Here is a 25,603-nt window from a genome sequence, read left to right as displayed (position 1 = left end):
ACCAACTTCGCCGCGAGGTTAAAACACCGTGCTTTCGATTCCAGCGCCGGCGACCGGATCTCCGGTCGTCTCAGGCCCGCTCGAAGGCTATCGTCGTCGTCCCTGGCCGGGCGGTGAGTTCGAGGAGTCCGGTGTCGTCCGCCGCGCTCGCGTCGGAGTGGGTCCAGCCCTCCGGCACCGCCAGCAGGATGTCCTGTGGAGTCTCGACAGCCAGCGAGAGCGTCAGCCGGCCGCCCGCGTCGTCGGCGTCCCAGCTCACTCGCTCCACGCGGTCCCCGAGGCCGGCGAGGTGGTCGGTCCCCAGCAGGTGCGGGCGATCCTGGGCCGGCGCGACGTGGACGAGCAGACAGCCGTGGGCCGATATCGTCCGCTCGACGGTGCCGCCGGCTGCGACCGGTTCGCCCTCCAAGGCGTCCCAGCCGCGTTCCTCGGCGGCGAGTGACAGCGAGCGGGTCGCCGGTTCGTCGCGCCAGTTGAACAGCGCGACCGCCCGGCCGGCGTCGGCGGGCCGCTCACACTCGATACGCTCGGGGAACTCCACTCCCCCGACGCCGGCGACGGTCCCGTCCTCGACCGGCGGGAGCGACCGCTCCAGCAACTCCCGTCCGCCCGCACCGATCTCGCTGATCTTGTCGCTGAAGACGTTCGAGCCGCCGGTGAGCGCGACGATTGCGGCGAACGTCTCCCGTTCGGCCATCGAGAGCTCCGTCGTCTCCCGGACCAGTTGGCAGTCCGGATCGTTGACCCACCACCGGCGGTGGAGGTAGTCCCGGTTGAGGACGTTCCGGATGGCGTTCTCGTGGGCCGGTTCGCTGGCGGACTCGCCCTCGCGGACCCAGTACTCGGCGGTGTCGGGGCCGACCCGCATCGCGTCGACGAAGCCGACGCTCTGACCCTGCGGTGCGCCACAGCCCAGGATGTACGTCCCGTCGCCGACGGCCTCCCGGATCGCTGCCAGCCCCCGTCTGTACGCCTCCGCACGGGTCACGTCGGCGAATCGCTCGCCGGGCAGCGCCCCGGCGTAGAGGAAGTCGAGTTTGAGGTACTCGAAGCCCCACTCCTCGGTGATCGTCCGGAAGGTCTCCCGGAGCCACCGCTGGACGCCGGGGTGGGTCAGATCCAGGCCGTACATCTCGCCGTGGCGCTCGCCCGCCGAGACGAACGCCCCGTCGCCGTCGGTCAGCAGCCACTCGGGGTGCTCGTCGACGAGTGCGGCGTCCTCCTGGACGAAGAAGGGCGCGAGCCACAGGCCCGGCGTGTGGCCGGCGTCGTCGATGTCCGCGACCAGCGCGGTCATGTCCTCGAACCCCTCGGCCAGCGTCCGCCAGTCACCGAAGGCGGTCTGGTAGCCGTCGTCGAGCTGGACGATCTCGGCCGGGAGCCCCCAGTCGTCGAGGGCGGCGCGGTTCGTCCGCACGTCCGCGGCGGTGACCTCGGTGAAGTAGTGGTACCACGAGCACCAGCCGGTCGGCACCCACTCGCCGACGCGGGCGTCCATCCGCGCGCCGGTCCGCTCGGCGATCGCGGCCAGCGCCTCGTCGACCGGGTGGGTCGCGTCGATCCGGAGGGGCGCGCTCCGCACCGTCTCGCCCGGCGCCAGGTCGACGCCGTCGCCCGGACAGACCGCCGACAGCGACTCCACGCCGTCGCCGTGTTCGTAGTCGAAGCGGGTGACGAACTCGGCGTGGTCGAGGAAGCCGGCGGTCAGGGTCGTGTCGTCCTCGGCCAGTCCGATCTGGCAGTGACTCGTCGTCGTCGGTGCGGCCACGTCGGTCATCATCGGAACGTCGACCGGTTCGACGGCGGGGAACGCCTCGCCGACGGGGAGCGCCGCGGTCGGCGTCCAGGACTGGTAGCCGTGGCGGTACACCTGCGTCTCGGGGCCGAAGGCCAGGTCGTCGGCAGCGAGCGGACAGAGCCGACCGACCGGCCTGGGTTCGTCGGCCGTGTTCGTCACCGACACCGAGACGTGGACGCCGCCGTCGGCCGTGGTGAGCCACACCGTCGTCTCCGCGGTGGCGCCGTCGTAGCGGACTCGGATCCCGTTTTCGTCACTGGCGACGTGGTAGCTGTCGGTCGCCGGCAGGCGCTCGGCGCCGAGTTCGGCCAGGACGGTGCCACTCGCGAGTGTCTCCCCTCCGTGTCGTACCGCGAGGCGTGCCGCCTCGGGCGCGAACCCGACGGCCGTCTCGCCCGCGTCGAGTCGGACCATACGGCATCTGCCCGGCCCGATCGTAATAGCTGTTTGGTGGGGCCTTGGTGAGAATTATTTATTGATACTGATATAAGGTCGTTCGACGAAATCCGACCGGCTCGTTCACCGATAAAAAACGGTCTGCTCCAGTTCGTGCTGGTATCGACCTCAGACTTCACCGAAGAATGTACATAGTAGAGCTAAGGACCGGTCCTAGCCGGCCGTTCATTCCTGGTAAACTGCTAGACTCACATTCACATTTTATCGGCAACATTTGGCACAAATACGGATTAGAACAGGTCGACAGAGATACTATTCGCGCTGCTGACAACAAGGCCGGTAACGTCCTCTTCGAGGCGCTTCCCGCTCATCCGGTTTGCCGGCCCGGTGACCGACACCGCGCCGACCGACCGCCCGTCGTCGGTCGTGAGCGGGGCGGCGACGCTTCTGGTCCCGTCGGCCCGTTCCTCGCGGTCGAAGGCGACGCTCTGCTCGCGGACGGTCCGGAGTTCGTCGAGCAGTGCCGTCTCGTCGGGTGCGGAACGGCCGCTGCCCGCCGGATACTCCGCCTCGGCCAGCAGCGTCCTGATCTCGTCTTCGGGACGGTGTGCCAGTATCGCTCGGCCCGCGGCGTCGGCCGGTAACGGTCGACGGATCCCCTCGCGGATGGCGGTTTCGCCCTCGTCGTCGCCCGCTACCAGCACGTACGTCGCCGTGTCGTGTTCCTCGACGACGAGGGCCGCGACCTCGCCGCTGGAGCGCGCGAGGCGGGCGACTTCTGCCCGCGCGGCCTGGTACACCGGCATCGTCTCTCGCGCCCGCGCGGCGAGATCCAGAAACCGCGATCCGACGCGGTACTGGCGGCCCTCGCGGACGACGTACTCCAACTGCTGGAGCGTCTGGAGGTGGTTGTGGACCGCGCCTTTCGAGAGATCGAGTTCCCGTGCGAGTTCGGTCACGCCCGCTTCACCCCGGTCGAGTAACGCCTCGACGACCCGCAGCGTCGTCGCAGTGGCCTGCACCGGATACGACTCGTCCATAGTCGGCTATCGGCACCCAGATGTATATATCGTTCGTGAGCAGTGAACAGACTTTGAGCGGCGGCCGAAACGCCCGCCGCGAGACGAGCCAGAAAACCACTGTTTCAGGGTCGCTACGCACGGATACTTCTTTACTGCCTTTGCTCCCGGGCCAGAGGATGTTCACTTTCGGTGAACAACAGTAAAACTCAGAAAAATTACCTAACGGCTGAATTTTCCACCTCGAATTTGGAGAAAACGCAATACGGGAGCGGTACTATCGGCTCATCCGACAATTGGCAAAACCATTAAATAATGGACTATCATGTATTGGGATAGCGCCGATGACTGACTCCAACCGACGACTCGACCGACGACGCATCTTGCAACTGAGCGCGGCAGGCCTCGCGGGCCTGGCCGGCTGTGGAACCGGTAGCCAGCCAGCCACTGACAGCAGTGGCTCGGACGGCGGCAGTGGCGGCAGCGGCAGCAGCGACGGCGGGAGCGGTGGCAGCTCGACCGAGACATCCGCCGACGGGAGTTCCGGCTCGCAGATGGCCTCCTCGGTGACGGCCTGGAGCTGGGACGTTGCGGCCAAATCGCTCGATCTCATCGACGACCCCTACGAGGAAGCCAACGGCGGGGATGTCACCGTCGAGCAGTTCGGCCGCTCGAACATGAAAGACAAGTTCAAATCGCGCATCCTCTCCGGGTCGGGCGCACCGGCTATCGCCACGATGGAGAGCGTCGACGCGGCCGCCTGGGTCGATACGGGCGGTCTGCGCGACATCGGCCCGTGGATCGAGGACGCCGGGGTCAAGGACGGCTTCGTCTCCGGGAAGTGGGGCCCGCTCACGAAAGACGGCGCCACGTACGCGCTCCCGTGGGACCTCGGTCCGGTCGGGATGTTCTACCGCAACGATGTCGCCGACGAACACGGGCTCGACCTCGAAAGCGTCGAGACCTGGGATCAGTTCATCACTGAGGGCGAGAAACTCCCCGACGGCACCGCGCTGATGAACCTCCCGCCGAACGACTACGACGGCATCTGGCGGATGATGTTCCGCCAGCTGGGCGGGCTTCCGTTCACCGACAGCGGCGCCGTGAACATCCACTCCGAGAAGTCCCTGCAGGTCGCCCGCCAGATGAAGCGGGCCCACGACGCCGGTATCACTTCCAGTGTCGCCTCCTGGTCCAGCGAGTGGTTCAACCGCTTCGCCGAGGGCTCCATCGCCGGACTGTACGGCGGTGCCTGGATCGAAGGGACGCTGAAAGCCGAGATCGGCGACACCTCCGGTAAGTGGCGCGTCATGAAGCCGCCGGCCTACGAGTCCGGCGGCAACCGCGCGACCAACTGGGGCGGCTCGAACCTCGTCATCGCCGACCAGGTCAGCGACGCCAAGGCCCGCCGTGCCTTCGACTACATGCAGTACGCGCTGGCAAACGAGGAGATGCAGCTCAAGATGTACAGGGAATACGGGCTCTTCCCGGCGTACAAGCCGGCCTACGAGTCGGACGCCTTCGACCAGGGTTCGGAGTTCCTGGGCGGGCAGGCCGCCGGCCGGATGTTCGCCGAGATCGCGCCGAACATCCCGAGCTACACGTACACGACCGACACGCCCGAGATCACGAAGGCGATCAACAGCGAGTTCAAGAAGATGATCTCCGGCGACCTCTCGCCGAAGGAGGCCGTCGACAGCGCGGCCAATCAGGTCGCCGAGCGCACGGGCCGGGAGCTCGCGTAACTCCGCCGTTCTTTATCTCTCATGTCGACCAGCTCCTCAAACCCGGTTAGAGACAAGCTCACTGCGGTCCGCGAGTGGGCCGGCCAGGCCGTCGCACCGATCTGGCGGGCGTTCATCGACGCCGTCCGCCCGGCCCGACAGGCCCAGATCCGGGCGACCCGGTCGGTCGGCGCCCGGCTCCCGTTCTCGGTGAGCGCACCGTATCTCTTCCTGGCGCCGTTTTTCGTCCTGTTCAGCTCGTTCCTGGCCTTTCCGATCCTCTATACGCTGTATCTCTCCTTTCACACCTACCAGGGGATCGGCAACGCCACGCTGTTCTGGATCAACGTCGGTCCGATCCAGTTTGAGCTGACACGCATCGCCCAACTGGAGTACGTCGGGCTCCAGAACTACCAGCGGCTGCTCGGTGACGCGCTGTTCCAGAACGCGCTGGCGAACACGACCTTCATCCTGCTCGTGCAGGTGCCGCTGATGATCGTCCTCGGGCTGGCGCTCGCGCTGGCGCTGAACGCCTCCTGGATGCGGTTCAAGGGGCTGTTCCGGACGACCATCGCCCTGCCGGTCGCCGCGAACCTCGTCGCGTACGCGACGGTGTTCCTGTTGCTGTTACAGGACAACGGCCTGGTCAACACCGTCTTCCAGATGCTCGGGCTCCCGACGGTCCCGTGGCTCAGCGGCGGGACGGAACTGATCCCCGGCCCGCTCAAGTCGGTGCTGGGGACCGGGTTCTGGCCGCGCATCTCGCTCGTCGGCGCCGTCACCTGGCGCTGGACCGGCTACAACATGATCATCCTGCTGGCGGGGCTCCAGAGCGTCCCCCAGCAGCTGTACGAGGCCGCCGAGATCGACGGCGCGAGCCGCTGGGAGAAGTTCCGCTACGTCACGCTCCCGCAACTGCGCCCGGTCCTGTTGTTCGTGGTCGTCACCTCGACCATCGGGACCTTCCGGCTGTTCTCCGAGCCGCTGATCATCTCGGAAGGGGGCGCGTCGCTGTCGGCGACCCGGACCCTCGTGGTCTACATCTACAACATCGCGTTCCAGCAGTTCCAGCTCGGGTACGCGAGCGCGATGACGGTCGTGCTGGTCGGCATCGTCGCGGTCCTCTCGATCGTCCAGCTCCGGATCGGAGGTGAGTCGGATGCGTAAGCAGACCCGCGACGAGGCGATCTGGCGGTTCCTTGGCTACACCTTCGTCCTGCTCGTGACACTGCTGATGGTGGTCCCGATCTACTGGATCATCGTCGCCTCGACGCTGCCCGAACAGGCGTTTCTCTCGGCGGGGACAGACATCCAGCTGTTCCCCGGGTCGAACTTCTTCGCGAACCTGGAGGCGTTGCAGGCCCGCGAGAGCGTCGACTTCATCCAGAGCATCTGGAACTCCGTGTTCATCGCCATCGTCTACACGCTGTTGTCGCTCGTGCTGTGTTCGATGGGCGGGTTCGCCTTCGCCAAGTACGAGTTCCGGTTCAAGGAACCGATCTTCTACGCGATCCTGGCGACGCTGACCCTGCCCATCCAGTTGCTGGTCATCCCCCTCTTCTTGCTGATCTCGCAGATGGGGCTGACCAACTCCTACTGGGCGATCATCCTGCCGTGGGCGGCCAACCCGCTGGGCATCTTCCTGATGCGCCAGAACATGAAACAGATCCCCGACGCCCTGCTGGAGTCGGCCCGCATCGACGGCGCGACCGAGTTCCAGCTGTACTACCGCATCGCACTCCCGACCATGAAGTCGTCGCTGGCGGCGCTCGCCATCGTCCTGTTCCTGTTCCAGTGGAACCTCTTCCTGTTCCCGCTGGTCGTGTTGAACCAGGGCAAGTACACCATCCCAGTGGCGATCAACGAACTGGTCGGCGCTCAGCGTGTCTACTACGACCAGATCATGGTCGCGGCAGCGCTCAGCATCATCCCGCTGTTCCTGGTGTTCCTCTTCTTGCAGCGACACTTCGTCAGCGGGATCCTCGCAGGTTCGGTCAAGGAGTAACCCATGGCACAGATAAATCTCGACACAGTACGAAAGGAGTTCGCCGACGACGGCCGCACTATCGTCGCGGTCAACGACCTCGATCTGACCATCAGGGACGGGGAGTTCCTCGTCCTGGTCGGTCCCTCGGGGTGTGGCAAGACGACGACGCTGCGCAGCGTCGCCGGACTCGAAGAGGTAACGGCAGGCACCATCACCTTCGACGACGAGGAGGTCACCGACCTCCGCGCCCGTGACCGGGACGTAGCGATGGTGTTCCAGAACTACGCGCTGTACCCCCACATGAACGTGCGGCGCAACATCGGCTTCGGGCTGCGGCTCTCGACGGACATGTCCTCCCAGGAGATCGACCGCCGCGTCGACGATGTCGCGGAGATGCTCGGTATCGAGGAGCTCCTGGGGAAAAAGCCCAAAGCGCTCTCGGGCGGTCAGCAACAGCGCGTCGCGCTGGGGCGGGCCATCGTCCGGGACCCCGAAGTGTTCCTGATGGACGAACCGCTCTCGAACCTGGACGCGAAACTCCGGGCTCAGATGCGGACGGAACTCCAGGAACTGCAACACGAACTCGACGTGACTACCGTCTACGTCACCCACGACCAGACGGAGGCGATGGCGATGGGCGACCGTATCGCCATCATGAACGACGGGGAACTCCAGCAGGTCGGGACCGCCGAGGAGGTCTACCGCAGCCCCACGAACGAGTTCGTCGCCAACTTCATCGGCTCGCCGTCGATCAACCTGCTGACCGCGACCGTCGAGGGCGACCTGCTGAAAGGAACAGGCGGGTTCAGCTACCGGCTCGACGATCCGGCGCCGGTCGAGGGGTACGATCGCGTCCGCGTGGGCATCCGTCCGGAGGACATGACCCTCGTCGAGGACGGGATCGCCGCCTCGGTGACCGTCGTCGAACCGATGGGTAACGAGAACTTCTGTTACATGGAGCTGGGCGAGGTCGACCTGACCGCCCGCATCGACTCCAGTCTCCGCCCGAGCCCGGACGAAACCGTCGAGTTCGGGTTCGAGGAGACCGCGCTGTACCTGTTCGACCCCGAGACCGGCGAAGCGCTAAAGACGATGACCGACGAGACTGACGTTGCTATCGAGGACTACGTCACACGACCCGAATAACATGATTATCACTGACTACGATCTCTACGAAGTGCCGCCACGATGGCTGTTCCTGCGACTCGAGACGAGCGACGGCACCGCCGGCTGGGGCGAACCAGTCGTCGAGGGCCGCGCCCGCACCGTCCGAACGGCCGTCGAAGAACTGCTCGACACCTACCTGCTTGGCAAGGACCCAATGCGAATCGAGGACCACTGGCAGACGATGTACCGCGGCGGGTTCTACCGCGGCGGACCGGTGTTGATGTCCGCGATCGCCGGCATCGACCAGGCGCTGTGGGACATCAAGGGCAAACACCACGACATGCCCGTCTACGAACTGCTGGGCGGGAAGGCCCGCGACCGGATGCGGGTCTACCAGTGGGTCGGGGGCGACCGCCCCGAGGGCGTCGCCGACGCCGCCCGCGAGAAGGTCGACGAGGGCTTTACCGCCCTGAAGATGAACGCGACCGCGGAACTGCGCCGGGTCGACTCCCCGTCGGCCGTCCAGGCGGCCGAGGACCGCCTCGCCGCAGTCCGGGAAGCAGTCGGCGACGAGATCGACATCGGCGTCGACTTCCACGGCCGGGTCTCGAAATCCATGGCCAAGCGCCTCGCGAAGGCCCTGGAACCGTACGACCCGATGTTCATCGAGGAGCCGGTCCTGCCCGAACACAACGACGCGCTCCCGCAACTGGCGAGTCACACCACCAATCCCATCGCCACCGGCGAGCGGATGTTCTCCCGGTGGGACTTCAAGGAGGTCTTCGAGGACGGCTGTGTCGACGTGATCCAGCCCGACCTCTCACACGCCGGGGGGATCACCGAGGTCAAGAAGATCGCCTCCATGGCCGAGGCCTACGACGTGGCGATGGCCCCCCACTGTCCGCTGGGCCCGATCGCGCTCGCGGCCTGTCTCCAGGTCGACGCCTGCTCGCCCAACGCGCTCATCCAGGAACAGAGCCTGGACATCCACTACAACGAGACCAGCGACGTGCTGGACTACCTGAAAGACCCCTCGGTGTTCCAGTACCACGACGGCTACGTCGACCTACCGGAAGGACCGGGACTCGGTATCGACATCGACCACAGCTACGTCCGGATGCAGGCCGGCGAGGTCGACTGGCACAACCCGGTCTGGCGCCACGACGACGGGAGCGTCGCGGAGTGGTGAGATGAATCGCTTTGCCGACGACGTGGCCATCGTCACGGGATCGACCAGAGGGATCGGTACCGGCGTCGCCGAACGACTCGCCGAAGAGGGCGCCAGCGTCGTCGTCTCCGGCCGTTCGGAAGACGACGGCCGGGAAACCGTCGAATCGATCCGCGAGGCCGGCGGTACCGCCCACTTCGTCCGGGCGGACATGCGCGACCCGGCCGACATCGAGACGCTGGTCGAGGCGACCGTCGCGGAGTTCGGGGGCCTCGATGTCCTGGTCAACAACGCCGGCGTCGAGACCTACACCGGCGCGGACGAGGCGACCGTCGAGGACTGGTCGTTCGTCGTCGAGACGGACTTCCGGGCGTTCTGGCTGGCCGCGAAACACGCCTACGAGCACATGGAGACGGGCGCCATCGTCAACATGTCCTCGAACCACTCGATGGCGACCACACCGGAGATATTCCCGTACAACGCCGTCAAGGCCGGCATCAACGGGATGACGCGGGCGATGGCCGTCGACTTCGGACCACAGGTCCGGGTCAACACCGTCGCCCCGGGCTGGGTCGAGGTCGACCGGACGACCGGCGACATGAGCGAGGAGCGCCGCCGGGAACTGGAGGGCATCCACCCGACCGGCCGGCTCGGCACGCCCGCGGACGTGGCCGGCGCGGTGGCGTTCGTCGCCAGCGACGACGCCGGCTTCGTCACCGGGAGCACCATCACCGTCGACGGCGGCCGCACGGCCGTCCTGCAGGACGACTTCCTGCCCGACTACCGGGAGGAACGATGACCGTCGGCGTCTGTTACTTCCCCGAGCACTGGCCCCACGAGCGCTGGGAACGGGACATCGAGCAGATGGCCGAGGCGGGGATCGAGTACGTCCGCATGGCCGAGTTCTCCTGGTCACGCATCGAACCCGAACCGGGCGAGATCGACCTCTCGTGGCTCGACGAGGCCGTCTCGCTGATCGGCGAGCACGGGATGGAGGCGGTGCTGTGTACGCCGACGGCGACACCGCCGAAGTGGCTCGTCGACCAGCGCCCCTCGATCCTGCAGGAAGAACCCGACGAGACGGTCCGCCACTACGGGAGCCGCCGGCACTACTGTTTCAACTCGCCGGCCTACCGCGAGGAGACCCGCCGGATCGTCTCGACGATGGCCGAGCACTTCGCCGACGACCCCCACGTCGCCGGCTGGCAGACCGACAACGAGTACGGCTGTCACGAGACGATCCGCTGTTGGTGTGACGACTGCGCGACCGCGTTCCGCGAGTGGCTCCGCGAGCGCTACGGCGACATCGACGCGCTCAACGAGGCCTGGGGGACGAGCTTCTGGAGCCAGACGCTCCGGTCGTTCGAGGAGGTCGACCCGCCGCGACACACCGCCGCCGAACACCACCCGTCGCGGCTGCTGGACTACTACCGCTTCAGCGCCGACAGCGCCGTCGACTACAACGCGCTCCACGCGGACCTGCTGCGCGAGGCAAACGACGACTGGTTCGTCGCCCACAACTTCATGGGCGATTTCGACTCCTGTGACGCCTTCCGCTTTGCCGACGACCTGGACCTGTTCACGTGGGACTCCTATCCCACCGGATTCGCCCAGGACCGCCGGCCCGGCGCGGCCAGCCCGGACGAACTCCGGGCCGGCGACCCCGACCAGGTCGGGATGAACCACGACCTGTATCGCGGGGCCAAACAGCAGCCCTTCTGGGTGATGGAACAACAGCCGGGAGACGTGAACTGGCCGCCCTACGCCCCCCAGCCCGGCGAGGGCGCGATGCGGCTGTGGGCCCACCACGCGGTCGCCCACGGCGCCGACGCCGTGCTGTACTTCCGGTGGCGCCGCTGCCGGGAAGGGCAAGAGCAGTACCATGCCGGCCTGCGCAAACAGGACGGCTCGCCCGACCGGGGGTACCACGACGCCGACCAGGCGGCCACCGAACTGGCCGAACTGGACCTCGATCCGGTCGACGCCGACGTGGCGCTCCTCCACGAGTACGACAACCTCTGGGCGACGAGCATCCAGCCCCACGCCCCCGACTGGGAGTACTGGACCCACATGCGCCAGTACTACGCCGCGCTGCGGGCCCGGTCGGTCCAGGCCGACGTGGTCCATCCAGACCGGGATCTCTCGGGGTACGACGCCATCGTCGCGCCCGCGCTGCACCTCGTCGACGACGATCTCGCCGCGAAACTGGAGGGCGCGGTCGAAGACGGCACGGAACTACTGTTGACGGTCCGATCGGGCGCCAAAGACCGCGCGAACAAGCTCCCGGACGCTCCCGCGCCCGGGCCGCTCACCGATCTCGTGGGGGCGACCGTCGACCAGCACGAGTCGGTCCCCGAGCAACTGGACCGCCGAGTCACCTACGACGGTGACCCCTACGAGTTCCGCACCTTCGCCGAGTGGCTCGACGCCGACGACGCCACCGTCGCAGGGAGCCACGTCGGCGGCGTCGGCGACGGCCGCGGGGCGATCACCGAACACGAGTTCGGCGCGGGCCACGCCGCCTACTGTGGCGTCTGGCCCGAGGCGGACCTCGCGGACGCCGTCGTGACGGACCTGCTCGACCGGGCCGGCGTGGCCTACTCCGAGCGGTTCCCGACCGGCGTTCGGGCCGCCCAGCGCGACGGTTACACCTGGGTGACGAACTTCACGAGCGATCCCGTCTCGGTGACGCTCCCCGAGGACGCACGTCCGGTGGTCGGCGACGACACCGTCGACGCCTTCGGCGCGACCGTCTACGAGGGCGAAGCGGCGGCCCTCTCGGTCGACGAGTAGCGGTCGGTCTGCCCGCGAACTGTCTCACTAGTCTCGGATCACTGCGGTTGCTGTCGGCCGGGAGCGAGTACCGCGACGACAGTCGCGGTCGAGCGACAATGGGGAAGGGCAGGGCTTTCACGAGCGCATCCCGCGAGCGAAGCGAGTCGGGTTCACCGAACTCGCGCCGTCGGCGCGAGTTCGGCCGTTTTCCCCAGGTTTTTGCAAGCGGGGTTCGCTCCGCGAACCCCCCGCAGTAAAAAGTGGTTTCAGAAGGGCGCTTCGGGACCTTCGTCGTCGTCGGTCACGTCGCCGCCGCGCGACTCGCCGGGGAACGAGGGGCTCATGCCGCCGCTGCCGCCGGCCATGCCCTCCTGCTGTTCCATCCCGGTCCGGGCGACGACCTCGCTGATCTCGGGGATCTCCTTGGTCATGCGGGTCTTGATCGCCTGAATCGTCATCGGGGAGATGCCACAGCCCGAGCAGGCCCCGCCCAGGCGGATCGTGACGCTGCCTTCCTCGCGGTCGATCTCCTCGATCGCGGCGCTCCCGCCGTGCATCTGGATCTGTGGGAAGTTCCGGCGCAGGAAGTTCGTGATACGCTCGCGCAGGTCGTCCCCGTCCTCGGTCTCCGTGCTCATAGTGGCTCTAGGTCCGGCCCCGGGAGGCTTAGACCTTTGGACTGACGGGTTCGGTTGTCGGTCCCGAGAGCGCGCATACGGCTGCCAACGGACAGAGAGCCCCGATCGCTCGATCCGGCCCGTTTCAGTCCCGCCCGTGTTGTCGTTGGGAGGCATACGGGACGGCTGTAACCGGGGCCACCCCAGCGGTGGCGCCAGCCAGCGCGTTTCACTCCGCGTCGAACTCGAAGACCGACTGGAGTTCGCGCTCGATGGTCTCGACGTACTCCTGGAGAATCTTCTCGGCCTTCTCGTCGTCGACGAGGACCGCCGTCAGGCGGTCCAGCGGGTCCTCGGGCAGGTCGATACGGAACTCCTGGTCGCCCTCGTAGAACGGCTCGGACTCGTTCAGGATCTGCTGGTCGATGGCGTGGATGAGCTCCGAGTCGTACGCGTCGTTCATGCGCTCGAAGGCCTGCTTGTACGCCTTCTGGAGTTCGGGGAAGTAGTTCGCGTACTTGTCTTCGAACTGGTCGGGATCGAAGGTTGCCATTGCCGACGGGTTCGAGACCGGCGCCTAAAGATGGCCCGGACTCACGATCGCTCCTCGTCGATGTCTTCGGGACCCGGTGCCAGCGAGACCGGCACCTCGACGCGGTTCTCGGGGAAGGCAAGCAGGAAGAGCGCGGCGCCGACGACCGCGGTCACGAGGACGCTCGCGGCGATGAGGACCGCCACGTCGATCCCGAGCGCGCCGACACCGCTCCCCGTCGTCGCGACGACCAGTCCGAGCACCAGCAGGATGAACCCTGCGCCGAAGACGAAGCCCGCGCCAAAGAGCAGCCGTCCCTTGTCGTCGATCGGGTCCGTGTCCATGCACGGGACTACGTGGGACGGATCATAAGTCCGGGGCCCGCTCGCCGCGCTATCCCAACTGCTCGGCGACGATCTCGTCAGCGGCGTCGACGAACGCCTGTTCCTCGCCGGCGGGGACCGTCGCGCCGGCGGCGATGTCGTGACCGCCGCCGTCGCCGCCGACCGACTGGGACGCCTCCTTCATCACGACCGAGAGGTCGACGCCGCGGCCGACCAGTGGACCGGTCGCCCGCGCGGAGACCTTCGTCTCGCCGTCGGCGTCGGCGAAGGCGATGATCGGCTTGTCCGAGTCGACGCCGTCGGTCCCCAGGGCCATCCCGGCGACGATGCCGACGATGGTCTCGCGGATGGCGTCGCCGGCGTCGAAGTACTGGACGTGGTCGGCCTGGTCGACGCCGCGCTCTTTGACCAGGTTCAGCCCCTCCGAGAGGTTCCGGCGGTGGTTCGCGAGCAGTTTCCGCGCCCGTTCCAGCGGCGCGCCGCGCTCGCCCAGACAGACGGCCAGGCCCACGTCGGCCCGCTCGTAGCGGGCGGTGGCGTTCAACAGCGTCGAGAACTCGCTGGCGTCCCGGAGCTCGGTCCCCACGGGTTCGGCGGTCAGCGTGTAGGTCGTCCCCACGAGCGAGTCGATCTTGTCCGCCGGGACCCCGCGTTTGACCGCCCGCTGGACCAGCGCGCTCGCGACGGTCTGGCGTTCCTCGTCCGAGAGGTCGGCCCAGGTGCGCCACTCGCCCCCCGATTTCAGGTCCAGGCCCAGGGCTTCGAGAAAGCGGGTCGCGCCGGCCTCGTTGTTGGAGATCCCGGGGATCGGCACCTCTGTCGCGTATTCGAGCAGTTTCGGTAGCGGCCGGGTCTGCTTGCCGTACAGCGAGAGGTCGGTCCCCTCCGCGAGCACGCCGGCCTCGATGCCCTCCTCGACGAGAGCCGCGTTGGTGCCGACGAGTTCGCCGCCGACCGCCTGCATGTCGCCGACGGCGCCGACGACGGCCAGCGCGGCCAGGTCGCGGTTGTCGCCGCCGTCCGGTTCGAGTGCCCGGGCGAGGACGTACGCCGCACCGGCGCCGGACAGTTCCGACGCGCCGTTGATCCCCTCCAGCAGCGGATTGAGGTGGCACTCGAAGTCGGCGTAGCCGTCGGTGTCGACGACGGCGTCGGGGTGACAGTCCTCGGGCGCCGCGGGCTGGTGGTGGTCGGCGATCACGGCCGAAAAGTCCCCGGCGGCGACGTGTTCGGAAATGGCGTCGAGTTGGCCGGAGCCGAAGTCGGTAAAGAGGACAGTGTCGTACTCGCGGGCGGCGATCGTCGCGATCTCCGTGTCGTCGAGTTGCTTCTTGAACACCGTCTCGACCGGGATCCCGGCCCGCTCTAGGGCGGTCGTCGCGATCGCGGCGCTGGTGAGGCCGTCGGCGTCGATGTGCGAGGCCAGCAACACGCCGTCGGCGGCCCGCAGGCGGTCGGCACAGGCCCGTGCGCGCTCGCCGAGTTCGGGGACGGGACCGGTCGTCATCGACTGGGCGTAGGTGCGCCCCGGGTTAAAAACGTTCACTCGGGGGCGACGATACGGTTATGCCGCCGACGAGCGTACTGTGAAGTGTCAATGAAAACAAAGCTATGCGGAGCGTTCGACCGGGAGGGCGGCCGATGGGACTGATCGATCGGTTCCTCTTTTTCGTCCGGTCGAAGCTCAACGCGCTGTTGAACCGTGCTGGCGACCCGAGCGCGGAGCTGGACTACTCCTACGAGCAACTGCGGGACCAACTCCAGGACGTGACTCGTGGCATCGCCGACGTGACGACCCAGAAGAAGCGTCTGGAGATCCACCGGCGGCGGCTCCGGGAGAACGTCGAGAAGTACGACGGCCAGGCTCGCGATGCAATGCGCCAGGAGCGCGAGGATCTCGCTCGGCGCGCGCTGGCGAAGAAACAGGCCCACGTCTCACAGATCGCCGATCTGACCGAACAGATCGACGAACTCCAGGGGACACAGGACCGACTGGTCGGCAAGCGCGCGGAGCTGTCGAGCCAGATCGAGCAGTTCCGGACGGAAAAAGAGACGGTCAAGGCGCGCTACGAGGCTGCCGAAGCGTCGGCCCGCGTCTCGGAGGCGTTCACTGGCGTCGGCGACACGATGGCCGACGTGAGCCGCTCGATTGAGCGCGCGACCGAGCGCACCGAACGCATGGAGGCCCGCGCCGCCGCGCTGGAGGAACTGGAGGAGACCGGGCAACTGGAGTCGGTGCTCAGCGAGGGCGACGACATCGACCGCGAACTCGACCGGCTCTCGAACGAACGGGCCGTCGACTACGAACTGGAGACCCTGCGGGCGGAACTGGGCGGCGAGGCCGAACCCGCCGACGCGGAGGCGGCCGACTGATCAGCGGGTCTGTCTCACGACGACGGCGATGGCTGCGGTACCGGCCAGAGCGACTACGGCGAGCAACAGCCAGCCGGCCCGGTAGGACGTGGTGTCGGCCAGCCAGCCGAAGGCGGGCGGCGCGAGCAGCGCGCCGGCGTTGAGCGCGGTCTGGCCGCCGGCGGTCGCCGCGCCGACCTCCTCTGTCGGGACCAGCGCGGTCATGCAGGCGTAGTACAGCCCGGTGAAGCCGAGGATCGTCGCACCGACGAGCGAGACCACCGCGAGTGCCGTCGGCCGCGACAGTCCCGGGGCCGCAAGCACCGCCAACAGCCCGACGCCCAGCAGCGCCTGGCCCAGCAACACCGTCGCGTTCGCCCGCGCCCCGCCACCGAGTCGGTCGGCGAGCCAGCCGGCGACGACGCGGCCGGCGCTGCCGGTCACCTGCATCGCGGCGAATCCCAGCCCTGCCAGAGCCACCGAGACGCCGACCGCCTCGGTCAGATACAGCGTCGTGTAGCCGACGGTCGTGAACAGCGCGGCCCCGAGGAAGAACCCGCCGGCCGAGAGCGCGACGTAGGCCCGGTTTCGCCGGAGTCCCCGGACATCGGGCAGGCGCCACTCGCCCCCGGGGGTCCCCCGGTAGCCGACGGCGAACGCGGCGGCGACGACCAGCGCGGCGGCGCCGACCGCCAGGAACCCGCCGTTCCAGGGGCCGACCGTCGGCGCGACGCTGACCACGAGCACGGCTGCGAGCCCGCTGCCGGCGGTGACACCGACCTGTTTGAGCCCCATCGCCCGTCCTCTGGTCCCCTCCGGAACCGCGGTGACGATGGCGCGGTTCGTCGCGGGCATCGCCGTCGCGTAGGCCGCTCCCAGACAGCCAGCCGCGAGCGCGAGTCCGACGACGCCGCCGGCGAGGCCGACACCGACGACGCTCGCGGCAAGCGCGATCAGCCCGCCGATCAGGACCGGCCGTTCGCCGGCGCCGTCGACGGCCGCGCCCACCGGGAACAGCGCGAGCGTGTAGCCAAGCGTCGCCGCGGTGACGACGACGCCGACGAGAAACGGCGAGAGCCCCAGATACTCGCGGAACAGCGTGGTGCCGGCGAACAGCGCGTAGAAACAGGTGCTGGCGACGACCTGCCAGCCGGTGACCAGCGCGACGTGGACCGCCGTTCGCGGACTCTCGGACACGTGGAAACCCACGTTAGCCAGGGCCGTACCTGAACGTTTCGAGTCCGGTCCCTCGTGCCGGTTCTCACTCCGCGAGCGGGAGTCGTCCCAGCCGGGACTCGGCCAGCGAACAGATGCCCTGGCCCAGTGCCTTCCCGCCGCGGGCGAGGTGATACGCCTCCTCGACGCCGGCGGCGTCGGCGAGCGGGACCAGCCGTGCCGTCGTCCCGTCGGGGCCGATCACGATGTCCAGGGCGGCCTGGGGGAACGAACAGACAGCCGGCGAGAGCAGTTCCGCGACGCCGCCGTGGCGCGCCACCGTGGGGACGTGGTGATGGGCGCTGACGACCAGTTCGACACCGTGGCGGCGACACACCGACCGGACGGCCTCGCGGTCCCGCGCCTGGAAGTTCGTCCACGGCGGGCCGTCGTGTTCGGGCAGCGCCGCCAGTGGGTGGTGTGTGACGAGAATCGGGAGGGCGGCGTCGGCCGCCCGGTCGGCCAGCCACTCCCGCTGGGCCGGACCGACGGCGCCGCCCCAGGTGTCCCGGAGGCGCCCGCCCGGGTCGCTCGCGCTGTTGACGGCAAGCAGCGTCACGGGGCCGACCTCCCTGGCGGCCGGCAGTGAGCCGTAGCGTTCCTCGAAGGCCGCGACCGCCGGCGTGTCGTGGCCGTCGAAGGTCTTGGGCACGTCGTGGTTGCCGGGGACGACCAACGGGTCGGCGGGTGTCTCCCCGAGCAGTTCGTCGACGGTGTCGAACTCGTCCGGGCGGCCGTCGGCGGTGAGGTCGCCCGCCAGGACGACGGCGTCGGCGCCGCGGCGGTCGGCGCCGGCAAGCGCCGTCCGCAGCCGGTCGACTGTCCGGTGGTAACACTTCCAGGTCCCGCGTTCGCTCGCGGTGACGTGGGGGTCCGCGACGACGGTGAGCCGGACGGACTCGTCGGTGGCCGGCCGGTCCAACCGGGCGAGCGCCGGCCCGGCCGTCACGCCGGCTCCTCCTCGATGACGTGGACCCGTTCGGGGTCCAGCGCCAGCGACACCTCCTCGCCGGCCTGTGGCGTGACCGTCCCGTCGAGGTTCAGCGTCACCTCGCTGCCGTCGGGGAGCGTCGCGACCGTCCGGACGTGTTCGCCCAGGTAGAACGTGTTCTGGACCGTCGCCGTGATCGACCCCTCGCCGACCGCGAACGCCTCCGGCCGGGCGACGACGGTCACGCTTCCCTCGGCGCCGGTGCGGTTCTCGATGTCGGTAAAGCCAACGTCGACGGTCCCGTTCCGGGCGGTGGCGGGGAGCCGGTTCGACGTGCCGACGAACTCCGCGACGAAGGGTGTCTCGGGCTCCTGGTACACCGACCGCGGCGGGCCGACCTGCTCGACGTGGCCGTCGTTCATCACCGCGATGCGGTCACACATCACCATCGCCTCCTCCTGGTCGTGGGTGACGTAGATGGCCGTCACGTCCAGGTCGTCCAGCAGAGCGCCCATCTCCTCTTGCAGGCGGGTCTTGAGCTTCGCGTCGAGGCCGGTCATCGGTTCGTCGAGCAGGAGGACGCGGGGCTCGATCGCCAGCGCACGAGCGAGTCCCACCCGCTGTTGTTGCCCGCCCGAGAGCGTCTGTGGGTCCCGGTCGGCCAGTTCGTCGATGCCGAGCAAGGAGAGCACCTCGTGGGCGCGTTCCGCTCGCTCGTCGGCCGGCAGCGACCGCATCTTCAGGCCGAACTCGACGTTCTCCCGGACGGTCATGTTGTTGAACAGGGCATAGGACTGGAAGACAAGCCCCACGTCCCGCTGTTCGGGCGGGACGTTCGTCACCGCCTCGCCGTCGAAGCGGACCGCGCCGTCGGTGGGCGTCTCGAACCCCGCGACGGTCCGCAGGGTCGTGGTCTTCCCACAGCCCGACGGGCCGACGAGCCCGACTGTCTCTCCCGGTTCGACGGTCAGCGAGACCCCGTCGACGGCGGTCGTTTCCCCGAACTCCTTCGTGACTGTATCGAGTTTGATCTGTTCTGCCATCAGCGGACACCTCCGATCGAGAAGCCCCGTTCCCCGGTCGACCGCAACAGCGCCGTCACGACGACGACGATGAGGAAGTAGATCGAGATGGCGGCGGCGGCCCGCAGGAACGGGTTGTTCGAGATGTTCTCGAACAGGAACAGCGAGAACGGCTTCGGCCCGCGCGAGTAGACGATATACGAGAAGTTGAACTCCGCGGCCGCGAGCGTCCAGCAGACGATCGCTCCCGAGAGGATCCCCTGTTTCGCGTTCGGGACGACCACCGTCAGGAAGGTCCGCGGCCAAGAGGCCCCCAGCGATCGGGCGCTCTCTTCGATCTGGCGCAGATCCATCGACTCGAACGACGACTGGACCGCGAGCACCATGTACGGCGCCTTCAGCAGCGAGTAGCCGATCATCAGCGCGACGGCGCTGGGGAAGTTCGGATAGGTCCGCAGGAACGCGATCCCGAGGATGATCCCCGGCACGACCGGCAACACGGCGAAGGTATTCAGCCAGCTCTGCCCGTAGAAGTCGTAGCGGGTCACGGCGTAGGCGATCGGGACCCCCACGAGGAGGTTGATGAAGACACCGCCCAGCGCCAGCGCCATGCTGAGACTCAGCGTCTCGGGCAGCGGGATCGTCGCGCCGATGATAGGGATCGTCGTCGACCCGCCCAGCCCGCGGCTCGCACCGAGCGTCGAGGACAGCCCGAGCGCCTGCTTCCAGTTATCCAGCGTGACGAACCCGCTCGGGAGGACGCCGGTCCACTCGCCGGCGAAAGAGGCGACGAACGTGAACACGACCGGACCGATCAGGAAGACGACGGTCACCAGGATCAGGGCGGTGATGACCCGCCGGCCGACGGCCGCCGAGAGCCGGCCGAACCGACCCGGATCGCGGGCGGGGACCGAGCGTCCGGTTCCCGTATTCGAGTCCGCGGTGTCGCCGGCGTCGGCACCGGGTGTGCTCATCCGGCCACCTCCGCGCTCGTCAGGCGCAGGCTCAGGAAGGTAAAGAGGACGGTGAAGACGAAAAACACCGTCGCCAGCGCTGACGCCATCTGGAGGTCGAAGCCGACGCTGATCTCCTGGCTGAACCGGAAGGTGACCACCGACAGCGCCTTCAACACGAGGACGGTGCCGAAGATGGCCAGTGCCGTCCGGAAGGTGAGGATGAGCGCGCCGACGATGCCCGGGCGGATCTGTGGCAGCGTGACGTAGCGGAACGTCTGCCAGGGGGTCGCCCCCAGCGATCTGGCCGCCTCCTCGGCGTCGGTGTTGACCTCGGCGTAGCTCCCGCGAAGGAGGAACGTCGCCCGCGGGATCATCGAGTAGAGATAACCAAAGAAGAGGCCGGTGATCGCCAGCAGGGTCCCCGAGGGCTGGCCGGTCAGGGCGACGGCGTTCGGGCCGGCGCCGGTGAAGACGGTCAGGACGTTCGTCAGGAGGCCGGTCTTGCCGAACCAGACGATCATCATGAACGCGGCGACGATACCCGGCAGGCTGATCGGGAACGAGATGAGGGTCACGAGTAGTCCCTCCCGGGGCAGGTCGTACTTCTCTAACCCGTGTGCGATGGCGACGCCGATCACGACGCTTGCGAGGGTCGTGGCCGCGCCGAACCACAGCGAGTTCCAGATGACCTCGCCGTACACCGGGTTGGCGTCGATCCCGGCACCGGGAACCGCGGCCAGGATCGAGGTGAACAGCCGCTCGTAGGCCGCGAGCGTGAGCCCCTCGATGGCGAAGTTCGACGCCGAGGTGCTCATCCGCACCATCGTCGCCAGCGGGACGAACGCGCCGAACGTCGCAAGCACGAGGAAGGGGGCCGCCAGTGCGGCGATGCGCCGACGACTCCGGTCGCGCTCGGTCGTCGGCGCGAGGAGGCTGGCGAGGCCGGTCCGGAACCGTCCCAGCGGCGCCGACTCGTCTCGGGTCGCCATCAGTACCCCGTCAGGCCGACGCCCTGCCCGATCTCGTTGATGATGCCCTCCTGGTTCTCGACGAGTTGCTGGTAGTCGACCTGGAACTGCGCCTCCTCGTAGGCCGACTGTGCGGGGAACTCCTCGGGCATCTCCAGTTCCGGCGCCCGGATCGGCCGGACGTAGGCGTCGAGGAACTTCCGCTGGCCCTCCAGCGAGAGCACGTAGTCCATGAACAGTTTACACGCCTCGGGGTTCGGTGCGCCCTTGAGCATCCCGTAGCCGTACGGTTGGTTGAACGCCCCCTTCTCCCCGTTGGGGCCGGTCAGCAGCGAGACGCCGACCTTCTCCTCGGCGATGGAGTCGGCGTTGTACTTCAGGTCGAGGCCGGTGTAGTCGTACTCGACGAAGGTCGTGATCTCGCCCTTGCTGAACTTCTGTTCGACGTTGCCGGCGAACACCGCCCCCTTCTCTTTCATCTCGGAGTAGTAGTCGACGACCGGTTGCACGTCGTCGAGACTCCCCCCGTATGCGTTGTTGATCGAGAGCGCGCCGGCCAGCCCGACCGCGGCGTTTGGCGGCTGGAACTGGGTGTTCGCGGCGATCTCCTCTCGCTTGAGGTCGTCCCAGGTCTCGGGCGGTTCGATGCCTTCCTCCTCGTAGATGTCCTTCCGGTAGGTGACCGTCGTGGTCATCCGCCGGGTGGCGGTCATGTGGCCGTTGTCGGTCTTGAGCTTCTCGGGGACCTTCTCCCAGCCGTTCGGTTTGTACGCCTGGGTGAGCCCGTCCTGCATCGCCAGGATACCGTAGGTGTAGCCGCCGTTGTACGCCGAGTGAGTCGGGTCCTGGGCGTGTGAACGCAGGTCCGACAGCGCCTCGCCGGAGGATCGCTGGTCGTCGTTCAGCGGGAGGCCGTACTGCTCCTCGAAGTCGCTCATCAGCGCACCCCAGTTCGACCAGCCGGTCTGGACGGCGTAGACGAACAGCTTCTCGGGGAACGAACTCGGCGAGACCGTCGTCTGGTAGTCGCCGTGGCCGACCTCGTAGGAGGTCCCGCCGGAGCCACCCGAGCTCCCGCCGGAGGAGCCACCGCTCCCTTCCGAACCGCTCCCACCGGAACACCCCGCGAGTCCGGTCGCGATTGCTGCACCTGACGCCTGGAGGAGTCGCCGACGTGAATACTCCATACGAGTGGACTCTTCCGTGAGACTGGAAAGGCAGTTTATATTTGTATTCTGTACTGATATTCCGGGATGGTTCCGGAACGTAGCGCTCGATACGTCTATTGAGAAGCGTGCGCCGCGAGCACAGCAGGCTCACTCGTGGTGGGTCGGGGCCGCGTCCTCGACGACCGCACAGGCAAGCGCCTCGAAGTCGGCACGGTCGGGCACCACGTCGACGGTGATCCCGTGCGCTCGGGCCGTCTCGCGGGTCGGCTCGCCGATGACGCCGACCGTCGCCGCGTCGAGCCCCTCGATCGCGGCCGCGCGGACGCCCCGTTCGTCGGCCGCCGCCAGGAAGTGCTCGACGGTCAGCGAGGAGGTAAACAGCGCCGCGTCGAGGTCACCGGCGGCGGCCAGTTCGGTCGACTCGCCGGCGCTTTCGGGGCGGACCAGCCGGTACAGCACCGTCTCGTGGACGTACGCGCCGGCCGCTTCGAGGCCGTCGGTCAGGACCGCCGAGCCGTGGTCCGAGCGGGCCACCTCGACGCGGGCGCCGTCGACGGCGTCCCCGAGGGAGTCGACCAGCCCGGCCGAGGAGAACTCCGCGGGGACGTGGTCGACGGCGTAGCCCTCGGCCCGGAGTGCCGCGGCGGTCGCGTCGCCGATGGCACACACCGTCGCCCCGTCGGGGTCCCAGTCGGCCGCCGCGGCCAGTTCGGCGCCGGTCTTGCTCGTCAGGACGACGTAGTCGGCGTCCGAGCGGGGGGCCGCGTCGGTTGGTTCGACGGCGAGCATCGGGTCCGGCACCGGGTCCGCGCCCAACGACTCGACGAGTTCGACGGCCTCCTCGGTCCGCTCGTCGTCGGGTCGGAAGAACGCAACGCGCAGCCGCGGGGCCTCCCGCATCAGTCGCCCTCCAGGAACTCGACGACCTGCTCGCGCTGGCCGGCCACGTCGCCGATGACGGTGATCGCCGGCGGTTCGATCCCCTCGCTGTCCCGGACCTCGACGATGGTTTCGAGGGTGCCCGTGGCGACCCGCTGGTCGGGCCAGGTCGCCCGCTCGATCAGGGCGACTGGCGTCTCGGGGGCCATCCCCGCCTCGCGCAGCGCGGCGGTGTACTCCGGGAGCTTGCCGACGCCCATCAGGACGACGATGGTGCCGCCGGTGTCGGCGAGCGCCGCCCAGTCGACGGCGGACTCGTCTTTCGTGGGGTCCTCGTGGCCCGTGACGAACGACACCGACGAGGTGTGATCCCGGTGGGTGACCGGGATGCCGGCGACGGCCGGCCCGGCGACGGCGCTCGTGATCCCCGGGACGATCTCGACGGGGACCCCCTCGTTCGCCAGGTGGACCATCTCCTCGCCGCCGCGGCCAAAGACCGTCGGATCGCCGCCCTTGAGCCGGACGACGGTCTTGCCCTCGCGCGCGAGTTCGACCATCCGAGCGTTCGTGTACTCCTGTGGCGTCCACTCCCCGCCGGCGCGTTTCCCCACGTCCTCGCGTTTCTCCTCGGGGATCATCCCCAGGATCTCCGGGCCGGGGAGCTTGTCGTGGAGGACCACGTCGGCCGCCTCCAGCAGCCGTTTGGCCTTGACCGTCAGCAGGTCCGGGTCCCCCGGGCCGGAGCCGACCAGATACACCTTTCCCACGCTGTCGTCGCTCACGCGTCCTCACCCTCCCGCGCGGTCGCGGCGTCGTCGTCGGCCGCGCCGGCGTCGCGTTTCGCCGCCGCGATGAGGTCGTCGGCGCCCCGGTCGGCGAGTTCGGCCGCTAGCTCCCGTGCAGCGGAGATGTGAGACTGTGCGGGCAGGTCCCGGGAGACCGTGATCTCCTCGTCGCCGTCTCGGGAGAGCACCCGGACGGTCGTGTGGACGACCGCGCCCTCCAGTCGCGCGTAGACGCCGATGGGTGCGACACAGCCCCCGCCCAGTTCCGCCAGGATCGTCCGTTCGACGGTGGTCTCGGCGCGGGTCTGTGGGTCGTCGAGCCGATCCTTGATCGTCCGAGCCAGATCGCCGTCGACGGCGGTCACCGCCAGCGCGCCCTGGCCCGGCGCCGGGACGAACCGGTCGGTGTCGAGCGTGACCGTCTCGACGTGGTGGGCCAGACCCGCCCGCTCGATGCCGGCCGCGGCGAGGACGATCGCGTCGAACTCCGTGTCGGGCTCGCGTTCCATCGCCCGGCGCTGGAGCTCCGAGAGGCCGTTGAACCACGCCTCGACATCCTCGTCGTAGGGGAACTCGTAGTCGCTGTCGTCCTCACCGGCGTGTTCCTTGCGCTCCTGTTCGGCCTCGTGGCGTTCCTGGTGTTCGTGCTGGAGCGTCGGCGCCAGCAGCTTCTCGATGCGGGTGTCGACGTTGCCCCGGAGCGGCTCGACGGTCAGGTCCGCACGCTCGGCCAGCAACTGCGCCCGCCGCCGCAGGCTGGACGTGCCGACGGTCGCACCCTCCGGGAGGTCGTCGAGTGTGTCTCCCGCGGGCGTCACGAGCACGTCGCCCGCCGGCCCGCGTTCGGGGACGGCGGCGACGACCAGCTGCTCTGGCCGCTCGGTCGGCATGTCCTTCATCGAGTGGACGGCCGCGTCCAGTTCCCCGGCCAGGACCTTCTCGTCTAAGCTCCGGACGAACGCGCCGGTCTTGCCCAGCCGGTGGATGAGTTCGTCGCGGATCTGGTCGCCCGTCGTCTCGACTTCGACCAACTCGACCCCGAGGCGGCGGCTCGACAGCCGGTCCCGGACCGACGCGGCCTGTCGGAGCGCCAGGTCCGACCCCCGTGTCGCCAGTTTGAGCGTCTCCGTAGTCATGCCCGAATCTTCGACGGGCCCGGGTGAAAAGCACATCACTTCCGGTCCCCGGCTGTCGGGCCAAGACGGTCGGCCGATGTAGCTGTGACCGATACGCGGCGAGTTTGGTGACAGAAAACTCGTATATCGAAGTAGAATGGACGAAATATACTTATAAACTGTGATGTGGGGATTTATACGACAGATAAAAATTTGAAAAACTGGATACGATACTAGAAAACGGAGTACACGACTATAAAATCCTTATCCACTCCCGAAAGTAGCTCTGACTATCCGAACCGACGGGTTCGGACTGCTAGACTCGCCATTCCTAACACTCGTACGCTCGTTACAGTGTGCCGTCGTAGCCGATCGGTGTCTGTGGCTCCCCAGCCTGTCGCCGGGTCGGACCGGGCCGGCGGCTCCGTTTCGTGATAAAGAACGACGTTCCCGCGTGGGTGTCCGGCGATCACTGGTGTCCCGGTCCGGTCGAGGGCGGACGAGCCGAGAACATAACAGTAGTACAGCTGTTAGTGGATCGGGCGTCGGTGACCGGTGGCAGCCGTGACACGGCGACGCGACGCCGTCTCGGCGGGCACTGACGGCGATCCGGGGCCGTTCGGCGACACGAAACGGTAGCGACGGCGTGTGGAGCGATCACACGAACCGTGGCTTCGGGTCATGTGTGTAGTTCGAGCGTTTCGTCACACAAAAGAATCAAGTACGGCCACGAGCACGCTAGGC

At 68.0% G+C, this 25,603-nt stretch carries 23 protein-coding genes; 8 read left to right on the top strand and 15 right to left on the bottom strand.

Annotated features, from left to right (window positions below; genetic code table 11):
- Positions 1–70: 70 nt before the first annotated feature.
- The gene (locus tag P1L40_RS07335) at positions 71–2,212 is read right to left on the bottom strand and encodes a glycoside hydrolase family 36 protein (RefSeq protein WP_284010676.1); all 2,142 of its coding nucleotides are present in this window, start codon (positions 2,210–2,212) and stop codon (positions 71–73) included.
- A 272-nt stretch (positions 2,213–2,484) separates the two neighbouring features.
- Positions 2,485–3,234, bottom strand: a complete 750-nt coding sequence (locus P1L40_RS07330) for an IclR family transcriptional regulator (protein WP_284010675.1) — start codon at positions 3,232–3,234, stop codon at positions 2,485–2,487.
- A 323-nt stretch (positions 3,235–3,557) separates the two neighbouring features.
- On the opposite strand from P1L40_RS07330, the gene P1L40_RS07325 reads away from it, so the two are divergent.
- Genes P1L40_RS07325 through P1L40_RS07295 form a run of 7 tightly spaced genes read left to right on the top strand, consistent with a single transcriptional unit; the run spans position 3,558 to position 11,992 of the window.
- On the top strand, positions 3,558–4,958 hold the full coding sequence (locus P1L40_RS07325) for an extracellular solute-binding protein (protein WP_284010674.1): 1,401 nt from the start codon (positions 3,558–3,560) through the stop codon (positions 4,956–4,958).
- A 21-nt stretch (positions 4,959–4,979) separates the two neighbouring features.
- Entirely contained in the window at positions 4,980–6,104 is a 1,125-nt protein-coding gene (locus tag P1L40_RS07320; RefSeq protein ID WP_284010673.1) for a carbohydrate ABC transporter permease, read from the top strand.
- Entirely contained in the window at positions 6,097–6,942 is an 846-nt protein-coding gene (locus P1L40_RS07315; RefSeq protein WP_053967679.1) for a carbohydrate ABC transporter permease, read from the top strand. The genes P1L40_RS07320 and P1L40_RS07315 overlap by 8 nt, the downstream gene beginning before the upstream one ends.
- Before the next feature lie 3 nt (positions 6,943–6,945).
- The gene (locus P1L40_RS07310; RefSeq protein ID WP_284010672.1) at positions 6,946–8,070 is read left to right on the top strand and encodes an ABC transporter ATP-binding protein; all 1,125 of its coding nucleotides are present in this window, start codon (positions 6,946–6,948) and stop codon (positions 8,068–8,070) included.
- Between the two features lies 1 nt (position 8,071).
- The gene (dgoD, locus tag P1L40_RS07305; RefSeq protein WP_284010671.1) at positions 8,072–9,220 is read left to right on the top strand and encodes a galactonate dehydratase; all 1,149 of its coding nucleotides are present in this window, start codon (positions 8,072–8,074) and stop codon (positions 9,218–9,220) included.
- Between the two features lies 1 nt (position 9,221).
- The gene (locus tag P1L40_RS07300; RefSeq protein ID WP_284010670.1) at positions 9,222–9,998 is read left to right on the top strand and encodes an SDR family NAD(P)-dependent oxidoreductase; all 777 of its coding nucleotides are present in this window, start codon (positions 9,222–9,224) and stop codon (positions 9,996–9,998) included.
- Positions 9,995–11,992 carry a beta-galactosidase gene (locus P1L40_RS07295; RefSeq protein WP_284010669.1) on the top strand — a complete coding sequence of 666 codons (1,998 nt, stop codon included), beginning with the start codon at positions 9,995–9,997 and terminating at the stop codon, positions 11,990–11,992. Before P1L40_RS07300 ends, P1L40_RS07295 begins: the two co-directional genes overlap by 4 nt.
- Before the next feature lie 248 nt (positions 11,993–12,240).
- Here P1L40_RS07295 and P1L40_RS07290 read toward each other — a convergent pair whose 3' ends face one another.
- From P1L40_RS07290 to P1L40_RS07275, 4 genes are all read right to left on the bottom strand, one after another.
- Positions 12,241–12,612, bottom strand: a complete 372-nt coding sequence (locus P1L40_RS07290) for a NifU family protein (protein WP_284010668.1) — start codon at positions 12,610–12,612, stop codon at positions 12,241–12,243.
- Positions 12,613–12,820: 208 nt separating this feature from the next.
- A complete protein-coding gene (locus P1L40_RS07285) occupies positions 12,821–13,144 on the bottom strand; it encodes a DUF5783 family protein (RefSeq protein WP_284010667.1) in 324 nt (107 codons plus the stop codon).
- Positions 13,145–13,185: 41 nt separating this feature from the next.
- On the bottom strand, positions 13,186–13,467 hold the full coding sequence (locus tag P1L40_RS07280; protein WP_284010666.1) for a hypothetical protein: 282 nt from the start codon (positions 13,465–13,467) through the stop codon (positions 13,186–13,188).
- A gap of 49 nt (positions 13,468–13,516) precedes the next feature.
- On the bottom strand, positions 13,517–14,974 hold the full coding sequence (locus tag P1L40_RS07275; protein WP_284010665.1) for a RecJ family nuclease: 1,458 nt from the start codon (positions 14,972–14,974) through the stop codon (positions 13,517–13,519).
- A 134-nt stretch (positions 14,975–15,108) separates the two neighbouring features.
- Here P1L40_RS07275 and P1L40_RS07270 point away from each other — a divergent pair, with 134 nt between their 5' ends.
- Entirely contained in the window at positions 15,109–15,840 is a 732-nt protein-coding gene (locus P1L40_RS07270; protein ID WP_284010664.1) for a PspA/IM30 family protein, read from the top strand.
- On the opposite strand, the gene P1L40_RS07265 is transcribed toward P1L40_RS07270, so the two are convergent.
- From P1L40_RS07265 to hemC, 9 genes are all read right to left on the bottom strand, one after another.
- On the bottom strand, positions 15,841–17,016 hold the full coding sequence (locus P1L40_RS07265; protein WP_284010663.1) for an MFS transporter: 1,176 nt from the start codon (positions 17,014–17,016) through the stop codon (positions 15,841–15,843). It abuts the gene before it with no gap.
- A 64-nt stretch (positions 17,017–17,080) separates the two neighbouring features.
- Positions 17,081–17,983: a metallophosphoesterase family protein gene (locus P1L40_RS07260; protein ID WP_284010662.1), complete on the bottom strand. Its 903-nt coding sequence runs from the start codon at positions 17,981–17,983 to the stop codon at positions 17,081–17,083.
- Positions 17,980–19,008 (bottom strand): ABC transporter ATP-binding protein, encoded by a 1,029-nt coding sequence (locus P1L40_RS07255; protein ID WP_284010661.1) that lies wholly within the window; start codon positions 19,006–19,008, stop codon positions 17,980–17,982. The genes P1L40_RS07260 and P1L40_RS07255 overlap by 4 nt, the downstream gene beginning before the upstream one ends.
- Positions 19,008–19,961, bottom strand: coding sequence for an ABC transporter permease (locus tag P1L40_RS07250; RefSeq protein WP_284010660.1), 954 nt, complete (start codon positions 19,959–19,961; stop codon positions 19,008–19,010). Before P1L40_RS07250 ends, P1L40_RS07255 begins: the two co-directional genes overlap by 1 nt.
- Entirely contained in the window at positions 19,958–20,932 is a 975-nt protein-coding gene (locus tag P1L40_RS07245) for an ABC transporter permease (protein ID WP_284010659.1), read from the bottom strand. Before P1L40_RS07245 ends, P1L40_RS07250 begins: the two co-directional genes overlap by 4 nt.
- Positions 20,932–22,098, bottom strand: coding sequence for an extracellular solute-binding protein (locus P1L40_RS07240; RefSeq protein ID WP_284010658.1), 1,167 nt, complete (start codon positions 22,096–22,098; stop codon positions 20,932–20,934). The genes P1L40_RS07245 and P1L40_RS07240 overlap by 1 nt, the downstream gene beginning before the upstream one ends.
- A 129-nt stretch (positions 22,099–22,227) precedes the next feature.
- The gene (locus tag P1L40_RS07235) at positions 22,228–22,980 is read right to left on the bottom strand and encodes a uroporphyrinogen-III synthase (RefSeq protein ID WP_284010657.1); all 753 of its coding nucleotides are present in this window, start codon (positions 22,978–22,980) and stop codon (positions 22,228–22,230) included.
- Positions 22,980–23,741 carry a uroporphyrinogen-III C-methyltransferase gene (cobA, locus tag P1L40_RS07230; protein ID WP_284010656.1) on the bottom strand — a complete coding sequence of 254 codons (762 nt, stop codon included), beginning with the start codon at positions 23,739–23,741 and terminating at the stop codon, positions 22,980–22,982. Before cobA ends, P1L40_RS07235 begins: the two co-directional genes overlap by 1 nt.
- Positions 23,738–24,880, bottom strand: a complete 1,143-nt coding sequence (gene hemC / locus P1L40_RS07225; protein WP_284010655.1) for a hydroxymethylbilane synthase — start codon at positions 24,878–24,880, stop codon at positions 23,738–23,740. Before hemC ends, cobA begins: the two co-directional genes overlap by 4 nt.
- Between the last annotated feature and the right edge of the window lie 723 nt (positions 24,881–25,603).

The organism is Haloarcula pelagica (assembly GCF_030127105.1).
Lineage (GTDB): Archaea > Halobacteriota > Halobacteria > Halobacteriales > Haloarculaceae > Haloarcula > Haloarcula pelagica.
The sequence above is the reverse complement of the archived record's forward strand: the minus strand, read 5'-3'. Positions and strand labels throughout refer to the sequence as shown.